18 protein-coding genes are annotated in these 16,954 nt (G+C 63.0%); 3 read left to right on the top strand and 15 right to left on the bottom strand.

What is annotated here, in order from left to right; genetic code table 11:
* Window positions 1-89 precede the first annotated feature (89 nt).
* Both K4A76_RS04760 and rlmF read left to right on the top strand, forming a co-directional pair.
* Window positions 90-2,936: a valine--tRNA ligase gene (locus K4A76_RS04760; protein ID WP_274411653.1), complete on the top strand. Its 2,847-nt coding sequence runs from the start codon at window positions 90-92 to the stop codon at window positions 2,934-2,936.
* A 162-nt stretch (window positions 2,937-3,098) separates the two neighbouring features.
* Window positions 3,099-4,049: a 23S rRNA (adenine(1618)-N(6))-methyltransferase RlmF gene (gene rlmF / locus K4A76_RS04755; protein WP_274411652.1), complete on the top strand. Its 951-nt coding sequence runs from the start codon at window positions 3,099-3,101 to the stop codon at window positions 4,047-4,049.
* 50 nt (window positions 4,050-4,099) lie between these two features.
* Here the strand turns inward: rlmF and K4A76_RS04750 are convergent, their stop codons facing one another.
* Entirely contained in the window at window positions 4,100-4,381 is a 282-nt protein-coding gene (locus K4A76_RS04750) for an HU family DNA-binding protein (protein ID WP_003255106.1), read from the bottom strand.
* 370 nt (window positions 4,382-4,751) lie between these two features.
* On the opposite strand from K4A76_RS04750, the gene yejK reads away from it, so the two are divergent.
* Window positions 4,752-5,759: a nucleoid-associated protein YejK gene (gene yejK, locus K4A76_RS04745; RefSeq protein WP_009687046.1), complete on the top strand. Its 1,008-nt coding sequence runs from the start codon at window positions 4,752-4,754 to the stop codon at window positions 5,757-5,759.
* Window positions 5,760-5,855: 96 nt separating this feature from the next.
* Here the strand turns inward: yejK and K4A76_RS04740 are convergent, their stop codons facing one another.
* From K4A76_RS04740 to K4A76_RS04675, 14 genes are all read right to left on the bottom strand, one after another.
* The gene (locus tag K4A76_RS04740) at window positions 5,856-6,146 is read right to left on the bottom strand and encodes a GIY-YIG nuclease family protein (protein ID WP_274411651.1); all 291 of its coding nucleotides are present in this window, start codon (window positions 6,144-6,146) and stop codon (window positions 5,856-5,858) included.
* On the bottom strand, window positions 6,139-6,615 hold the full coding sequence (locus tag K4A76_RS04735) for a nuclear transport factor 2 family protein (protein WP_054890528.1): 477 nt from the start codon (window positions 6,613-6,615) through the stop codon (window positions 6,139-6,141). Before K4A76_RS04735 ends, K4A76_RS04740 begins: the two co-directional genes overlap by 8 nt.
* Before the next feature lie 180 nt (window positions 6,616-6,795).
* Window positions 6,796-8,076: a CynX/NimT family MFS transporter gene (locus K4A76_RS04730; RefSeq protein ID WP_054911610.1), complete on the bottom strand. Its 1,281-nt coding sequence runs from the start codon at window positions 8,074-8,076 to the stop codon at window positions 6,796-6,798.
* A 13-nt stretch (window positions 8,077-8,089) separates the two neighbouring features.
* Window positions 8,090-8,737, bottom strand: a complete 648-nt coding sequence (locus K4A76_RS04725) for a FadR/GntR family transcriptional regulator (protein WP_054890008.1) — start codon at window positions 8,735-8,737, stop codon at window positions 8,090-8,092.
* A gap of 143 nt (window positions 8,738-8,880) precedes the next feature.
* A complete protein-coding gene (gene hisC, locus K4A76_RS04720) occupies window positions 8,881-9,927 on the bottom strand; it encodes a histidinol-phosphate transaminase (RefSeq protein ID WP_274411650.1) in 1,047 nt (348 codons plus the stop codon).
* A 2-nt stretch (window positions 9,928-9,929) separates the two neighbouring features.
* Window positions 9,930-11,255, bottom strand: coding sequence for a histidinol dehydrogenase (gene hisD, locus K4A76_RS04715; RefSeq protein WP_110679327.1), 1,326 nt, complete (start codon window positions 11,253-11,255; stop codon window positions 9,930-9,932).
* A 134-nt stretch (window positions 11,256-11,389) separates the two neighbouring features.
* Window positions 11,390-12,025: an ATP phosphoribosyltransferase gene (hisG, locus tag K4A76_RS04710; protein WP_274411649.1), complete on the bottom strand. Its 636-nt coding sequence runs from the start codon at window positions 12,023-12,025 to the stop codon at window positions 11,390-11,392.
* A gap of 91 nt (window positions 12,026-12,116) precedes the next feature.
* Window positions 12,117-13,382, bottom strand: a complete 1,266-nt coding sequence (gene murA / locus K4A76_RS04705; protein WP_009683027.1) for a UDP-N-acetylglucosamine 1-carboxyvinyltransferase — start codon at window positions 13,380-13,382, stop codon at window positions 12,117-12,119.
* 23 nt (window positions 13,383-13,405) lie between these two features.
* Window positions 13,406-13,645, bottom strand: a complete 240-nt coding sequence (locus tag K4A76_RS04700) for a BolA family protein (protein WP_003255121.1) — start codon at window positions 13,643-13,645, stop codon at window positions 13,406-13,408.
* A 117-nt stretch (window positions 13,646-13,762) separates the two neighbouring features.
* Complete coding sequence (locus K4A76_RS04695; RefSeq protein ID WP_054911612.1) at window positions 13,763-14,065, bottom strand: STAS domain-containing protein; 303 nt, start codon at window positions 14,063-14,065, stop codon at window positions 13,763-13,765.
* A complete protein-coding gene (locus K4A76_RS04690; RefSeq protein WP_274411648.1) occupies window positions 14,062-14,709 on the bottom strand; it encodes an MlaC/ttg2D family ABC transporter substrate-binding protein in 648 nt (215 codons plus the stop codon). The genes K4A76_RS04695 and K4A76_RS04690 overlap by 4 nt, the downstream gene beginning before the upstream one ends.
* A gap of 9 nt (window positions 14,710-14,718) precedes the next feature.
* Window positions 14,719-15,204: an outer membrane lipid asymmetry maintenance protein MlaD gene (gene mlaD / locus K4A76_RS04685; protein ID WP_009683030.1), complete on the bottom strand. Its 486-nt coding sequence runs from the start codon at window positions 15,202-15,204 to the stop codon at window positions 14,719-14,721.
* Window positions 15,204-16,001 carry a lipid asymmetry maintenance ABC transporter permease subunit MlaE gene (gene mlaE, locus K4A76_RS04680; RefSeq protein ID WP_173887688.1) on the bottom strand — a complete coding sequence of 266 codons (798 nt, stop codon included), beginning with the start codon at window positions 15,999-16,001 and terminating at the stop codon, window positions 15,204-15,206. Before mlaE ends, mlaD begins: the two co-directional genes overlap by 1 nt.
* On the bottom strand, window positions 16,001-16,810 hold the full coding sequence (locus K4A76_RS04675) for an ATP-binding cassette domain-containing protein (protein ID WP_009683032.1): 810 nt from the start codon (window positions 16,808-16,810) through the stop codon (window positions 16,001-16,003). The genes mlaE and K4A76_RS04675 overlap by 1 nt, the downstream gene beginning before the upstream one ends.
* Between the last annotated feature and the right edge of the window lie 144 nt (window positions 16,811-16,954).

Here is a 16,954-nt window from a genome sequence, read left to right as displayed (position 1 = left end):
CGACAGTTGTCAGCAGCTTGTCGCCTGCGGCCCCCAGCTTGGTTATACTTCCCGGCTTTCCCGAATAAATGCACAGGGTCCCGCCGCGCATGGATAAGACCTACCAGCCGCACGCCATCGAAACTTCCTGGTACAACACCTGGGAGTCCGAGAACTATTTCGCTCCACAAGGTGCAGGCGAGTCCTACACCATCATGATCCCGCCGCCGAACGTCACCGGCAGCCTGCACATGGGCCACGGTTTCAACAACGCGATCATGGATGCCCTGATCCGTTTCCGCCGCATGCAAGGCCGCGACACCCTGTGGCAGCCAGGCACCGACCACGCCGGTATCGCCACCCAGATGCTGGTCGAGCGCCAACTCGAGGCCAAGGGCCAGAACCGGCATGATCTGGGCCGCGAGAAGTTCCTGGAGAAGGTCTGGGAATGGAAGGATCAGTCCGGCGGCAATATCAGCCGGCAAATCCGCCGCCTGGGCTCGTCGGTCGACTGGAGCCGCGAGCGCTTCACCATGGACGACGGCCTATCCGAAGCGGTCAAGGAAGCCTTCGTGCGCCTGCACGAAGATGGCCTGATCTACCGCGGCAAGCGCCTGGTCAACTGGGACACCAAGCTGCACACGGCCATCTCCGACCTCGAAGTGGAAAACCACGACGAAAAAGGCCACCTGTGGAACCTGCGCTACCCGCTGGCCGATGGCGCCAAGACCGCCGAAGGCCAGGATTACCTGGTGGTTGCCACTACCCGCCCGGAAACCCTGCTGGGCGACGCCGCCGTGGCGGTCAACCCGAATGACGAACGCTACCAGGCACTGATCGGCAAGTACGTCGAGCTGCCGCTGGTGGGCCGCCGCATTCCGATCATCGCCGACGACTACTGCGACCCGGCGTTCGGCACCGGCTGCGTGAAGATCACCCCGGCCCACGACTTCAACGACTATGAAGTCGGCAAGCGGCACAACCTGCCGCTGCTGAACATCTTCGACAAGAATGCCGTCGTGCTGGCCAACGCCCAGGCCTTCAACCTCGACGGCAGCGTCAACGAGCAGGTCGACACCCAGTTGCCGGCGCAGTACGCCAACCTCGACCGCTTCGTGGCGCGCAAACAGATCGTGGCCGACCTGGACGCCCAGGGCCTGCTGGTCAGCATCGACGACCACGCCCTGAAAGTGCCGAAAGGCGACCGTTCCGGTACCGTGATCGAGCCCTGGCTGACCGACCAGTGGTACGTGTCCACCAAGCCGCTGGCAGAGCCTGCCATTGCTGCCGTGGAAGACGGCCGCATCCAGTTCGTGCCCAAGCAGTACGAGAACATGTACTTCTCGTGGATGCGCGACATCCAGGACTGGTGCATCAGCCGCCAGCTGTGGTGGGGCCACCGCATTCCGGCGTGGTACGACGAGGCCGGCCAGGTCTACGTTGGCCGCAACGAGCAGGAAGTGCGCGCCAAGCACCAACTGGGCGCCGATGTGGTGTTGCGCCAGGACGACGACGTGCTCGACACCTGGTTCAGTTCGGGCCTGTGGACCTTCTCTACCCTGGGCTGGCCGGAGCAGACCGAATTCCTCAAGAAGTTCCACTCCACCGACGTGCTGGTGACGGGCTTCGACATCATCTTCTTCTGGGTTGCGCGCATGATCATGCTGACCATGCACCTGATCAAGAACGAGGATGGCACCCCGCAGGTTCCGTTCAAGACCGTGTACGTGCACGGCCTGGTGCGTGATGGCCAGGGCCAGAAGATGTCCAAGTCCAAGGGCAACGTGCTGGACCCGCTGGACATCGTCGACGGCATCACCCTCGACGCCCTGCTGGAAAAACGCACCAGCGGCATGATGCAGCCCAAGCTGGCCGAGAAAATCGCCAAGCAGACCAAGGCCGAATTCCCCGAAGGCATCGCCAGCTACGGCACCGACGCCTTGCGCTTCACCTTCTGCTCGCTGGCTTCCACAGGCCGCGACATCAAGTTCGACATGGGCCGCGTCGAAGGCTATCGCAACTTCTGCAACAAGATCTGGAACGCTGCCCGCTACGTGCTGGACAAGGGTGAGGATTGTGGCCAGAACGGCGAGGCCTATGAGCTGTCCCTGGCTGACCGCTGGATCATCTCGCAGCTGCAGCGCACCGAAGCCGAAGTGACCCGCCAGCTGGAGCAGTTCCGCTTCGACCTGGCCAGCCAGGCGCTGTACGAGTTCATCTGGAACCAGTACTGCGACTGGTACCTGGAGCTGTCCAAGCCTGTGCTGTGGGACGAAAATGCCCCGGTCGAGCGCGCCCGCGGCACCCGCCGCACCCTGGTGCGCGTGCTGGAAGTGGCGCTGCGCCTGGCACACCCGTTCATGCCCTTCATCACCGAGGAAATCTGGCAGCGCATCGCACCGCTGGCCGGTATCGAAGGCAAGACCATCATGCTGCAGCCATGGCCGGTGGCCAATGAAAGCCGCATCGATGCTGCCGCCGAAGGTGATATCGAATGGCTGAAAGAGCTGATGGTGGGCCTGCGCAACATCCGCGCCGAAATGAACATTGGCCCGGGCAAGCCGCTGCCACTGTTCCTGAAGAACGCCAACGCCGACGACCAGCGCCGCCTGCAATACAACGAAGCCTTGCTGAAGAAGCTGGCCAAGGTCGAATCGTTCACCGTGCTGAGCGATGCCGAAGAAGCACCGCTGTCGGCTACTGCGCTGGTGGGTGACCTGCAAGTGCTGGTACCGATGGCCGGGCTGATCGACAAGGATGCCGAGCTGGCGCGCCTGAACAAGGAAATTCAGCGCCTGCAGGGCGAAGTGGCACGCGTGGGTGGCAAGCTGTCCAACGCTGCCTTCGTCGACAAGGCCCCGCCTGCGGTCATCGAAAAGGAGCGCGCCAAGCTGGCCGAGTCCGAACAGGCCCTGGCCAACTTCACCGAGCAGCACGCGCGCATTGCAGCGCTGTGACAACCTGATAGACCGCTGGGGCCGCTGTGCGGCCCTTTCGCGACACAAGGCCGCCCCTACAGGACGGTGCCGGTTTCACAGGCGCCGCTATCCTTTAGGGGCGGCCTTGTGTCGCGATAGGGCTGCAGAGCAGCCCCAAGGCCTGCAACACCGGACCCCACCATGACCGACAAACCCACCCTGCACCCGCGCAACCGGCACCAGGGGCGCTACGACTTCCCCAGCCTGATCAAGGCCCACCCTGACCTGGCCCGCTTCACCATTACCAACCCCCACGGCAAACCCAGCATCGACTTCGCCAACCCCGAAGCCGTTAGGGTATTCAACCGTGCCCTGCTCAAGGCCCAATACGGCATCCAGCACTGGGATATCCCCGCCGACTACCTGTGCCCGCCCATTCCCGGCCGCGCCGACTACATCCACGTAGCCGCGGATCTGCTGGCCACGGACAACGCGGGGGAAATTCCCAAGGGCGCCCAGGTACGCGCGCTGGACATCGGCGTGGGTGCCAACTGCATTTACCCGCTGCTGGGCCACAGCGACTACCGCTGGCGCTTTCTCGGCTCGGATATCGACCCGGTAGCCCTGGCCTCGGCCAAGGCCATCGTCCAGGCCAACGGCCTGGGCAAGGCCATTGCCCTGCGCCAGCAGGCGAACCGGGGCCATATCCTCAGCGGTCTGTTGCAGCCAGAGGAGCGTTTCGACCTGACCCTGTGCAACCCACCCTTCCACGCCTCCCGCGACGAAGCCACCCGCGGTAGCCAACGCAAGTGGAAGAACCTGGGCAAGCAGGACCCCAAACGCAAGCTGCCGCTGTTGAACTTTGGTGGCCAGAATAATGAATTGTGGTGCGAGGGTGGCGAAATCCGCTTTGTCACCCAACTGGTGAGCGAAAGCGTGCAGTACGCCGGCAGCGTGTTGTGGTTCACCAGCTTGGTGTCAAAGGCCAGCAACGTGCCGGGCATAGAGGCTGCACTGAAGAAGGCCGGTGCCAAGGCCGTACGTGTCGTCGAAATGGGCCAGGGCCAGAAGCAGAGCCGCATGGTTGCCTGGAGCTTCCACGACGAAGCGGCACGCCAGGGCTGGTACGCCCAGGGCCGATCACAGGCATGAAAAAACCGCGCCCGGGCAAGCCGGGCGCGGTTTCGTCAAAGCAGCAACAATTACTTGTTGATAGCGTCGGTCAGCACTTTGGCTGGCACGAACTTGACGACTTTCTTGGCAGCGATTTCGATGGCAGCGCCAGTCGAAGGGTTGCGGCCAGTGCGGGCAGGACGCTCCGAGACTTTCAGCTTGCCGATGCCTGGCAGGGTGATTTCAGCGCCGTTTTCTAGCTGGTCAGCAACGATCTGGCCCAGTTGCTCCAGTGCGTTCTTGGCGGTGGCTTTCGGCGCGGCGATCGACTCGGCGATGTCGGCAATCAGTTGGTCTTTGGTCAATGCCATGGTGGTGTTCCTTCCCTATCAAATTCGATGGTTATGCAGCGAACGACGACGTTATCGGGCCAGCCCCTTGTAGTGGAGGGCCGCGCCAATTGGGTATGTAGATACTCAAATCGGCGTTTGGTTCGACACGACGGCAGCGCGCTGCCAGCAATGCGCCACGCGTGGGGCGCAAGACCGCGCAAAGCTACCACAGGAGTGGATAAATATCCGCAGCGTACTTCGATTAAATGCAGGTTTTTCAGGGGTTTTGGCTTAAAACGTACAAAAATGAACAAAAAACGAACAACCGGCATTTCGGCCAACATCCGGCCACTGCACCACTGGGTGTCTGGGTTAAACTTGGCGACTTTTGCAGCTCGCCGAGAATTTCATGCCTATCCGTCATTGCATCGTTCACCTGATCGACAAGAAGCCTGATGGCAGCCCCGCCGTGCTGCACGCCCGCGATAGCGAACTGGCGGCTTCCGACGCCATCGAAAACCTGCTGGCAGACCTGAACGACAGCTACAACGCCAAGCAAGGCAAGGCCTGGGGCTTTTTCCACGGCGAGTCGGGGGCCTACCCGCTCAGCGGCTGGCTGAAGCAGTACCTGGAAGGCGACACGGACTTTACCGCCTTCAGCCGCCAGGCCGTGGAACACCTGCAGAAGCTGATGGAGGAGTCCAACCTGTCCACCGGCGGTCACGTGCTGTTTGCCCATTACCAACAGGGCATGACCGAATACCTGGCCATCGCCCTGCTGCACCACAGTGAAGGCGTGGCGGTGAATGCCGAACTCGACGTCACCCCATCCCGTCACCTTGACCTTGGCCAGTTGCACCTGGCGGCGCGCATCAACCTGTCCGAGTGGAAGAACAACCAGAACTCCAAGCAGTACATCTCGTTCATCAAGGGCAAGAACGGCAAGAAAGTCTCGGACTATTTCCGCGATTTCATTGGCTGCCAGGAAGGTGTCGACGGCCCGGGTGAGACCCGCACCCTGCTCAAGGCTTTCAGCGACTTCGTCGAGAGCGAAGACTTGCCGGAAGCATCCGCCCGGGAAAAGACCCAGACGCTGGTCGAGTACGCCACTACCCAGACCAAACTGGGTGAACCGGTGACGCTGGAAGAGCTGTCCAGCCTGATCGACGAAGACCGGCCCAAGGCGTTCTACGACCATATCCGCAACAAGGACTACGGCTTGTCGCCGGAGATTCCGGCGGATAAACGCACCCTCAACCAGTTCCGTCGCTTTACCGGGCGTGCCGAGGGGCTGTCGATCAGCTTCGAGGCGCACCTGCTGGGCGACAAGGTGGAGTATGACGAGGCCGCCGGCACCCTGATCATCAAGGGGCTGCCGACCACCCTGGTGGACCAGCTGAAGCGACGCAAGGACTGACGGCCCATGGGCCGCGCGACCCGCTCCTGCACGCATCGCGACCTTTTGTAGGAGCGGCCTTGCGTCGCGATGGGCCGCAAAGCGGCCCCAGCACCCTCAAGCCGAACCCATCAGATAAGCCGCCACCAAAGCCTCTTTCGCCGACTTGCGCAGCCGTTTCACCAATCGCTCCTGGCGCAACGCCTCGCCCTTGTCCGGCCATTGCTCGACATACACCAGCGCCTGTGCCGGGCTGGTCTTGAAGTACCGTGCCCCCCGCCCGCTCTGATGGGCCAGAAAACGCCGCTGCGGGTCATCACTGACCCCGCAATACAACGAACCGTTGGCCGCCCTGACCAGGTAGACATACCAAGGCTTGCCAACGCTTGCGGGGGCAGCTTCACACACCCTGGGCCTGCTGGAACGCGCGCAACCCCTTGAAGGCCTGTGCGCGAACCTTGTTCTGCACCAGCGGCGACCACCCCAGCAATACCCCTGGCATACCCAACGCCTGCCGCGACCAGCGCCACAGGTCGAACGTATCGTCGTGCTGGCAGATCAAGCCATCGCGGATGATGAAGCGTGCCTGGATATCATTGACCACCACCCGCCCCGTCTGGCTGAACAGGTAGGTCGCCACCCAGTGTGCGGCACCGCTGCGCTCGTCGGCGCGTACGCTGTCGAAGGTCAGAGTGAAGTCTTTGGCGCGCGTGGTCAGCATGCGCCACATGTCGCCCGCGTCCTTGCCGCGCAGCGTACCGAAAACCGGGTCGCTGAAAACGATATCGTCGCTGTAGCAGGCGATCATTGCCTCGGCGTCCAGGCGCTGGAAGGCCTGGTAGAAGCGCGTAATCAAATCGCGGTGGGCGTCACTCATGGGGACTGGTCCATCCTGGGGTCGAAAGCAGCACGATAATCTGACCCGGTTGCTTATGCCAGCTTCCGCCGCAGCATCTCACAGGCGCTGCATATCTTCTGACAAACACCTGTCAGCCCTGATGCGATCCCTGTGGGAGCTGGCTTGCCGGCGACAGGGCCGGTGCCGCCCAGCACAGATTCAGACTTTTTCGCTGGTCACCTGCACATGCAAAGCCCGCCCGGCCCCCAACCCGAAAACGATGGCGCCGACCCCAAGCACAGCGAAGATCCAGCCCACGGCCGCCCAGCCGCCCGTCAGGTCATGCACCAAACCCACCGCGAACGGCCCCATCGACGCCAGGGTATAACCCACGCCTTGGGCCATGCTCGACAGGTTGGCCGCCACGTGGGCATCCTTCGAGCGCAACACGATCAAAGTCAGCGCCAGGGCAAAGGTACCGCCCTGCCCCAGGCCCAGCACCACGGCCCAGCCCCACAGCCCGGAAAGCGGGGCATACAGGCAACCGAACAGGCCCGCCAGAGTGGTCAGCATGACCACCACGATTGCCAGCCGCTGGTCCTTGCCGCGAGTGGCCAGCCACGGCGCGCTCAGCGAACTCAGCAACTGCACGATGACCGACCCGGAAAGGACCAGGCCGGCCTGGGTCGGGCTCAGGCCACGACCGATCAGGATCGACGGCAGCCAGCCAAACACGATGTAGGCCAGCGACGACTGCAGCCCCATGTACAGGGTCACCTGCCAGGCCAACGGGTCACGCCAGAGGCCACGTACGCGGTATGCCACCTTGTGCAGGCCGTGCCCCTGGCGGGCTTGTGGCAGCCAGACCAGCATGGCCAGCAGCGCCGGGAGCACCCAGAAGCCCAGGCCCAACGCCCAGCTGCCACCGAAATGGCTGGCCAAGGGCACGGTGGCACCCGCCGCCATGGCCGCGCCCAGGCACAAGGCCATGGTGTACACCCCGGTCAGGGTGCCTGCGTGCTGGGGGAAGTCGCGCTTGACGATACCGGGCAACAACACCCCGATGATGCCGATGCTGGCGCCAGCCATCAGGCTGCCCAGAAACACCCCCGCCACGCCCAAACTGCTGCGCACGACAATGCCCAACGCCAGGGTGAGCAGAATGCCGACGATCACCCGCTCACTGCCAAAGCGCCTTGCCAGCATCGGTGCCAGCGGCGCAAACAGCCCAAGGCACAACACCGGCAAGGTGGTCAGCAAACCGGCTTGCGAAGCGTTCAGCCCCAGGCCTTCGGACACCTGGCCCAGCACGGGCGCCATGCTCGACAGCGCCGGGCGCAGGTTCAGCGCCACCAGCACCAGGCCGAGCAACAGCAGCCACGGCCGACGCAATTGCACCGGCTGCTGCTGGACTTGCTCGTCGTCGGCCTCGGCGTCGATCAGCAGCTCATCGAGGTCGCGTGCGTGCGGTGGGGTGTTGCGGGGTAGGGATTCAGCCATGGTGTTCTCGGGGTCAGGATTCGATAAGGGTGCGGCTCAGGTGCTTGGCCCGGTCCGCATCACGCTGTTCGATGGCGTCGAGGATCTGCCCATGCAGATCGAACGTGGCCTGGCAGCGCGGCACGGTCGCCATGCTGTGCTGCAGCGCCGCCGCGACCACGCCGGAGAAATAGCGGTAAAGCTCGCTGAGGGCGGGGTTGTGGGCGGCATCGACCAGCCGCTGGTGAAACACCAGGTCGCACCTTATGTAGTGATCGACATCACCATGAAAATGCCCGGCGCTGCCGGCCAGCGCTTCGCGCAGCCCCTGCAGGTCTGCATCGGTGCGCCGCAGCGCGGCCAGGCCAATCGCCTCCGCCTCGAGAATGTGGCGGGTTTCACGGGCCTGCTCGGCGGTACAGCGGGCCATGGCCTGCATCGCCAGCAACGGGTCCTGCGCGGTACGCAGGTAGCTGCCGTCGCCTTGGCGTACTTCGACCAGGCCGCTGAAGGCCAGCACGCGCATGGCTTCGCGCACGGTGTTACGGCTGATGCCCAGTTGCAGGGCCAGTTCCGGCTCGGTCGGCAGGCGCTGGCCGATCTGCCAGTCACCCTGGGCGATGCGCTCACGCAGTTGCTCAACGGCCTGCTCGACGAGTGAGCGTTTGATCAATAATGACATCGATACATCCAGTCATCGGACGAATAAGGGCTAACCATAAGCGCTGAATCAACAGGCTGCAACGCTTCACAGAATTGTTTTTGAGTAGGCACCGGGCGCCGCGCGGGCGGCGCTCGGTGTGACAGGCGCTAAAAAGGGCCCGGTCAGTTCAAGGCATCCAGCAGCGCCTGGTTCATCTCCGGCGTGCCAATGGTGATCCGCAGGAACTGGGCGATACGTGCCTGCTTGAAGTGGCGCACGATGACACCCTGCTCGCGCAAGCGCGCTGCCAACTCGGCGGCATCCTGTTGCGGGTGGCGCGCGAAAATGAAGTTGGCCGCCGACGGAAGCACTTCGAAGCCCTTGGCCTGTAGCTGGCCAACCAACGCCTCGCGGCTGTCGATCACCTTGCGGCAGGTTTGCTCGAAGTACGCTCGGTCCTCGAAAGCCGCGGCAGCGCCAACAATGGCCGCACGGTCCAGCGGGTAGGAGTTGAAGCTGTTCTTGATGCGCTCCAATGCCTCGATCAGGTCCGGGTGCCCCACGGCCAAGCCGACACGCAGCCCTGCCAACGAGCGCGATTTGGACAAGGTCTGGGTCACCAGCAGGTTGTCGTAGCGGTCGACCAGGCTGATGGCGGTTTCGCCGCCGAAGTCGATGTACGCTTCATCCACCACCACCACCGAGTCACGGTTGGCCTGCAGCAGTTGCTCTACCGCCTGCAGTGGCATCAGGCAACCCGTAGGCGCGTTGGGGTTGGGAAAGATGATCCCGGCATTGGGCTTGTTGTAGTCCTCGATACGGATCTGGAACTGCTCGTCCAGGGCCACCTGCTCGAACGCGATGCCGTAGAGACCACAGTACACCGGGTAGAAGCTGTAGCTGATATCGGGGAACAACAACGGTGCATCGTGCTGGAACAGGCCGTGGAAGATGTGCGCCAGCACCTCGTCCGAACCATTGCCGACAAACACTTGCGCCGGGGTAACGCCGTAATACTCGGCCACCGCCTGCTTCAGGCGGTCACCGTTAGGATCGGGGTACAGGCGCAGGTTGTCGTTCAGCTCCGCGCGCATGGCCTCCAGCGCCTTGGGCGACGGGCCGTAGGGGTTCTCGTTGGTGTTCAGCTTGACCAGCCGCGCCAGTTTGGGCTGCTCGCCCGGCACGTAAGGCACCAGGTCCTTGACGAAGGGGCTCCAGAATCGGCTCATGTTCAGTTCCCCTTCTGTTGGGTCAGGATGCGGTATTCAGCGCTTCGGGCGTGCGCGGTCAGCGATTCGCCACGGGCCAGCACGGAGGCAGTCTGGCCCAGTTCGGACGCGCCTTGCTCGGAGCAGAAGATGATCGACGACCGCTTCTGGAAGTCGTACACACCCAACGGCGACGAGAAGCGTGCAGTGCCGGAGGTTGGCAACACGTGGTTGGGGCCGGCGCAGTAATCACCCAGTGCTTCGCTGGTGTGGCGGCCCATGAAGATCGCCCCGGCGTGGCGAATGTGCGGCAGCCAGGCCTGCGGGTCGGCCACCGACAGCTCCAGGTGCTCGGGGGCAATGCGGTTGGCCACGTCCATGGCCTGCTGCATGTCTTTTACCTGGATCAATGCACCACGGCCGTTGACCGACTTCTGGATGATTTGCGCACGCTCCATGGTCGGCAGCAGCTTGTCGATACTGGCAGCGACACGGTCCAGGAAGGCGGCATCCGGGCTGACCAGAATGGCCTGTGCGTCTTCGTCGTGTTCAGCCTGGGAGAACAGGTCCATGGCGATCCAGTCCGGGTCGGTCTGGCCGTCGCACACCACCAGGATTTCCGAAGGCCCGGCGATCATGTCAATGCCCACCTGGCCAAATACATGGCGCTTGGCAGTGGCGACGTAGATGTTGCCCGGGCCGACGATCTTGTCGACCTGTGGCACGCTTTCGGTGCCATAGGCCAGTGCCGCGACCGCCTGGGCGCCACCGACAGTGAACACGCGGTCGACACCGGCGATGCAGGCAGCGGCCAGCACCAGCTCGTTGACCTCACCGCGCGGGGTCGGCACCACCATCACCACTTCGGCCACGCCGGCCACCTTGGCCGGGATGGCGTTCATCAGCACCGACGAGGGGTACGAGGCCTTGCCGCCGGGCACATACAGGCCGGCCCGATCCAGCGGGGTAACCTTCTGCCCCAGTACGGTACCGTCGGCTTCGGTGTACTGCCAGGAATCCTGCTTCTGCCGCTCATGGTAGATGCGCACACGGTCGGCGGCCTTTTCCAGGGCCTGGCGCTGTACGGGGGTGATGCGGGTCAGCGCCAGCTCCAGGCGCTCGCGATCGAGGATCAGGTCATCGATCGATGTGGCCTGAACGCCATCGAAACGCTGGGTGAACTCCACCAGCGCCGCGTCGCCGCGCTCGCGCACGGCCTTGATGATGTCCAGCACGCGCTGGTTGACCGCGTCATCGGACACACTTTCCCAGCTCAGCAGATGATCCAGATGACGGGCGAAATCCGGATCAGCAGCGTTGAGACGGGCAATTGCAGTGGACACGGTCATGGCGAGGGCCTCGATGATTAGCGAATGCTCAGGCGCCCTAGGCTACCAGTCCATCCGCGCGGGCACCTGAGAAAAGTGGCTATGACGCGGATAGATGGGCGCGGCAGCAACGGCCGCGCGCAATCGGTAGGGAATTAACCGCGGTGTCGCGATTCGACCGCCGCGCGCAGCGTGTCGATAAGGCTCTGGATGCGGGCGTGCTGCATCTTCATGGAAGCCTTGTTGACCACCAGGCGCGAGCTGATCGTGGCAATCATTTCCTGGGGCTCCAGGCCATTGGCCCGCAGGGTGTTGCCGGTGTCTACCACGTCGATGATCTTGTCGGCGAGGTTGATCAGCGGTGCCAGCTCCATCGAGCCGTACAGCTTGATGATGTCGACCTGGCGGCCCTGTTCGGCGTAGTAACGTTTGGCGACGTTGACGAACTTGGTGGCCACGCGCAGGCGGCCCTTGGGCTCATGGGCGCCGACCACGCCTGCGGTCATCAGCTTGCAGCGGGCAATCTGCAGGTCCAGTGGTTCGTACAGGCCCTGGCCGCCGTACTCCATCAGCACGTCCTTGCCGGCCACACCCAGGTCGGCAGCACCATGCTCGACATAGGTCGGCACGTCGGTAGCACGCACGATCAGCAGGCGTACGTCGTCCTGCGTGGTAGGGATGATCAGTTTGCGGCTCTTGTCCGGGTTCTCGGTCGGCACGATGCCGGCCTCGGCCAGCAACGGCAAGGTATCGTCGAGAATACGGCCTTTGGAAAGCGCGATGGTCAACATTGGAACGTCGGTCCTTAAGCGGCTACTGCTGGCCAGGTCATGGACCTGGCCGCTTTCAATTCGAACGGTGCGTCCTTGCAACAGAGGGCGATCAGCCCGGTACGCGGCGGATTTTCGCGCCGAGCATCTGCAGTTTTTCTTCGATGCACTCGTAGCCACGGTCAATGTGGTAGATGCGGTCGATCAGCGTGTCACCTTCGGCCACCAGCGCCGAGAGCACCAGGCTGGCCGACGCGCGCAGGTCGGTGGCCATGACCGGGGCGCCTTTGAGGGCCGGCACACCGGTGACGATCGCGGTGTTGCCTTCGACCTGGATCTGCGCCCCCATGCGGTGCATTTCGTACACGTGCATGAAGCGGTTTTCGAAGATGGTTTCGATGACGGCACCGGTGCCTTCGGCAATGGCGTTCAGCGAGATGAACTGCGCCTGCATGTCGGTGGGGAACGCTGGGTACGGCGCAGTACGCAGGTTCACGGCTTTGGGCCGCTTGCCCTGCATGTCCAGCTCGATCCAGTCTTCACCGGTGGTGATCTCGGCGCCGGCTTCCTTGAGCTTTTCCAGCACGGCCTCAAGGATGGTCGGGTCGGTATCCTTGACCTTGACGCGGCCACCGGTCACGGCAGCGGCAACCAGGTAGGTACCGGTCTCGATACGGTCCGGCATCACGCGGTAGCTGGCCGACGCCAGGCGCTCGACGCCATCGATGGTGATGGTGTCGGTACCGGCACCTTGCACCTTGCCGCCCATGGCGTTGATGAAGTTGGCCAGGTCGACCACCTCCGGCTCACGCGCAGCGTTCTGCAATACACTGCGGCCTTTGGCCAGCGCTGCGGCCATCATGATGTTTTCGGTACCGGTCACGCTGACGGTGTCGAAGAAGAAATGCGCACCGCGCAGGCCGCCCTCAGGCGCCTTGGCCTTGATGTAGCCAGCTTCGACCTCGATCTTCGCACCCATGGCCTCGAGGCCACGGATGTGCAGATCGACCGGGCGCGAACCGATCGCGCAACCGCCGGGCAGCGCCACCTCGGCCTCGCCGAAGCGGGCGACCATCGGGCCCAGCACCAGGATCGAGGCGCGCATGGTCTTGACCAGTTCGTAAGGCGCGACCAGGGTCTTGATGGTGCGGGGGTCGATTTCCACCGCCAGCTTTTCGTCGATCACTGGCTCGATGCCCATGCGGCCGAACAGCTCGATCATGGTGGTGATGTCGTGCAGGTGTGGCAGGTTGCCTACGGTGACCGGGCCATCGGCCAGCAGGGTCGCCGCCAGAATCGGCAGGGCTGCGTTCTTCGCACCCGAAATACGGATCTCGCCGTCAAGACGAGCGCCGCCAGTAATAATCAGTTTGTCCATTGGAATCTCGCCGCCAAGTTGGCTCAGGTGCGCTCAGCCCAGGCTGCGCTGCTGAAAAATTTCATGGTTACCGCATGGATGCTGCCATTGGCGATCCACGGATTCAGATGAGCATAGATAGCCTGCTGGCGTTTGACCGGGCTCAGGCCAGCCAACTCGTCACTGATCACGTTCAACTGGAAGTTGCAGCCTTCGCCTTCAACTTCTACCCGGGAACCCGGCAATTTCTCTTCAAGGAAGCTTTTAACTTCTACGGCCTGCATGCTCAACCTCAATCGGCGCCCGATGCGCACGGGTCGGCCATCATACAAAAAAGCCCCTCGCCTGCGAAGCCCAACGAGGGCTTCGCTGACCGAGGGGCCGTCATCCGTGCCGGGCCATCAGGTCGCCAGCACTTGATCGAGGTCGTAGACCTCGGCAATTTCCCGCATGTCGTCGGGCATGCCCCGCACCCGGCAGGCCTTGCCAGTGGCCTGGGCATCGCGCATGAACGACAGCAGCAACGACAGGCCGACACTGGTGGAGCGCAGCACGCCCGTGCAATCGAGCACCAATTGCGCATCCCGGCTGGCAGTGATCAGCGCCTTTCCTTGCTTGCGCAACTGCGGCCCGCTGCGATAGTCCAGCACGCCGGACAGGCTCAGCACGCCCGGCTCAGCCATGCTTACCGCGGCCTCACTCATTTCACCGCCTTTTCTGGCGAGTTGTCGGCGGCCTGCTTGGCCTTGGCCACTTCGCCGGCCCAGCCGTCGATGGTCTTGTCCAGGTCGTTGCCATTGCGCTGCATGGCGTCGGCGAACTGGTCACGGAACAGCTTGCCGATGTTGATGCCGTTGACGATGACGTTACGCACCTTCCACTCGCCACCCAGGTTTTCCAGGGTGTACTGCACCGGGTACACGGCGCCATTGTTGCCGGTAACCTTCATGCCCACCGAAGCGCGCTTGCCATCATCGGCCTTGGCCGGGTCAACGACGATGCCCTGGTTGTTGTACTCCAGCAACGCATTGCCGTAGAACTGGAACAGGCTGCGCTTGAAGTTTTCCTGGAAGCGCTGCATCTGCTCGGGCGTAGCCTTGCGCGAGTACTTGACGGTCATGATGCTGCGGGAAATACCGTCGGCATCGACCACCGGCGCGAGAATCCGGTCAAGGGTGTCGTAGAACGCTTGTGGGTTGGCCTTGTACTGCTCTTTGTTGGCCTTGAGTTCACCCAGCAGCTCGGTGGTGGTGCCCTGAACCACGTCATGCGGCGACTGCGCGGCCAAGGTCATCAGGGGGAAAGCCGCCAGCAACACCAGCAGGCCACGTCGCAAGATCGAAATCATGGAAACTCCTCAATTAGCCGGTTGCGCTTCTTTCGGTTCCTTGCCAACGGAGTTGAGCAGGAACTTGCCTATCAGGTCTTCCAGCACCAGGGCAGACTGGGTGTCGTGAATGGTCGAGCCATCCTTGAGCACGTCTTCCTCACCGCCCACGCTGATACCGATGTACTTCTCGCCGAGCAGACCGGCGGTCAGGATCGAGGCAGTGGAGTCGGTCGGCAGGTTGTCCACCGACTTGTCCAGCTGCAGGGTCACCCGACCGGTATAGGAATCACGGTCCAGATCGATGGCGGTGACCTTGCCGATGGTCACGCCCGCCATGGTCACCTTGGCTCTGACCGTCAAACCGGCGATATTGTCGAAATAGGCATAAACTTTATAGGTATCGCTGCTCGGGCTGGCCGACAGCCCGCTGACACGCAGGGCCAGCAGCAGCAGCGCCAGGATCCCGGCCAGCAGGAACAGGCCGACACCGATTTCCAGGGTGCGGTTTTGCATCAGAAATCTCCAAACATCAAGGCGGTCAGAATAAAGTCCAGACCCAGCACTGCCAACGAGGCATAGACCACGGTCTTGGTGGTTGCACGGCTGATCCCTTCTGAAGTGGGCTCACAGTCGTACCCCTGGAATACGGCGATCCAGGTCGCGACGAATGCGAACACCAGGCTCTTGATCAACCCGTTCAGCACGTCGTCAGTGAACGAAACACTGTTTTGCATGTTGGCCCAAAACGAGCCCTCGTATACGCCCAGCCAGTCCACGGCGACCCACGAGCCCCCCCAGATACCGACCACACTGAAGATCAGCGCCAGCAGCGGCAACGAAATGAAACCGGCCCACAAGCGTGGCGCCACGATGTATTTGAGCGGGTCGACGCCGATCATCTCCAGGCTGGACAACTGCTCGGTGGACTTCATGTTGCCGATTTCGGCAGTCAGTGCAGAACCGGCACGGCCTGCGAACAGCAACGCCGTGACCACCGGCCCAAGCTCGCGCAACAGGGTCAGGGCCACCATCTGGCCCACGGCCTGCTCGGAGCCGTACTTGGTGAGGATGCTGTAGCCCTGCAGTGCCAGCACCATGCCGATGAACACCCCGGACACGACGACGATCGCCAGCGACAGCACGCCGACCGAGTACAGTTGCCTGGTCAGCAGCTGGAAGCCACCGCCAATGCCGCCGCGCCCAACCAGGGCATGGAACAGGAACAGGCAGGAACGCCCGAGTACCGCCACCACGTCGATGGCCGAGCGGCCCAGCAGCCGGACACGTTCGAGTAAGGATTTTCTGCGCATCAACGCGCCCCCAGCAGGTCGGCGCTGTAGTCAGGCGCAGGGAAATGGAACGGCACCGGGCCATCCGGGTCGCCTTTCATGAACTGGCGGATCCGCGGGTTGTCCGAGCCCATCAGCTCGTCGGGGGTACCCTGCCCCAGCACCTGGCCGTCGCCCACCACATAGATGTAGTCGGCGATGCTGGCGGTTTCTGCGAGGTCATGGGACACCACGATGCTGGTAATGCCCAAGGCATCGTTGAGCAGGCGGATCAAGCGCACCAGTACCCCCATGGCAATAGGGTCCTGCCCGACGAACGGCTCGTCGTACATGAGGATCTGCGGGTCCAGGGCGATTGCCCGGGCCAGCGCCACACGGCGCTTCATGCCACCGGACAGCTCATCGGGCATCAGGTCGATGGCCCCACGAAGCCCCACGGCCTGCAGTTTCATCAACACGATGTCACGAATCATGTCGTCGGCAAGCTGGGTATGCACGCGCAGCGGAAATGCGACGTTCTCGAACACATCGAGGTCGGTGAACAGCGCGCCGCTCTGAAACAGCACGCCCATCTGCTTGCGGGCGTCGAACAGGTCGCTGCGCGACAGCGTCGGCAGGTTCTGCCCGGCGACCCATACCTCACCACTGGCGGGGCGCAGTTGCGCGCCCATCAGGCGAAGCAACGTGGTCTTGCCGCAACCCGATGGCCCCATGATGCCGGTGACCTTGCCGCGCGGGATGCGAATGTCGACGTTGCTGAAAATGCTACGCGAACCGCGTTTGAAGGTAACACCCTTCAATTCCACCGCGTAGGCGCTATCCACACTCATCTAGACTCCTTGCTGATGCAGCCTCGTCCTTATGGACGCCAGCCTCCCTGCAGAAGGCACACGCGCCCTTGGCAGGCCGAATAGCGGCGAACTATAGCACCGCTGCCCGCGCGCCCCCAAGGTCATGCATGCCCCGTTCAGCTA

The sequence above is a fragment of the Pseudomonas sp. NEEL19 genome (genome assembly GCF_028751975.1).
In the GTDB taxonomy this organism is placed as follows: Bacteria; Pseudomonadota; Gammaproteobacteria; order Pseudomonadales; family Pseudomonadaceae; genus Aquipseudomonas; species Aquipseudomonas juntendi.
This window is presented reverse-complemented; position numbering and strand designations above follow the sequence as displayed.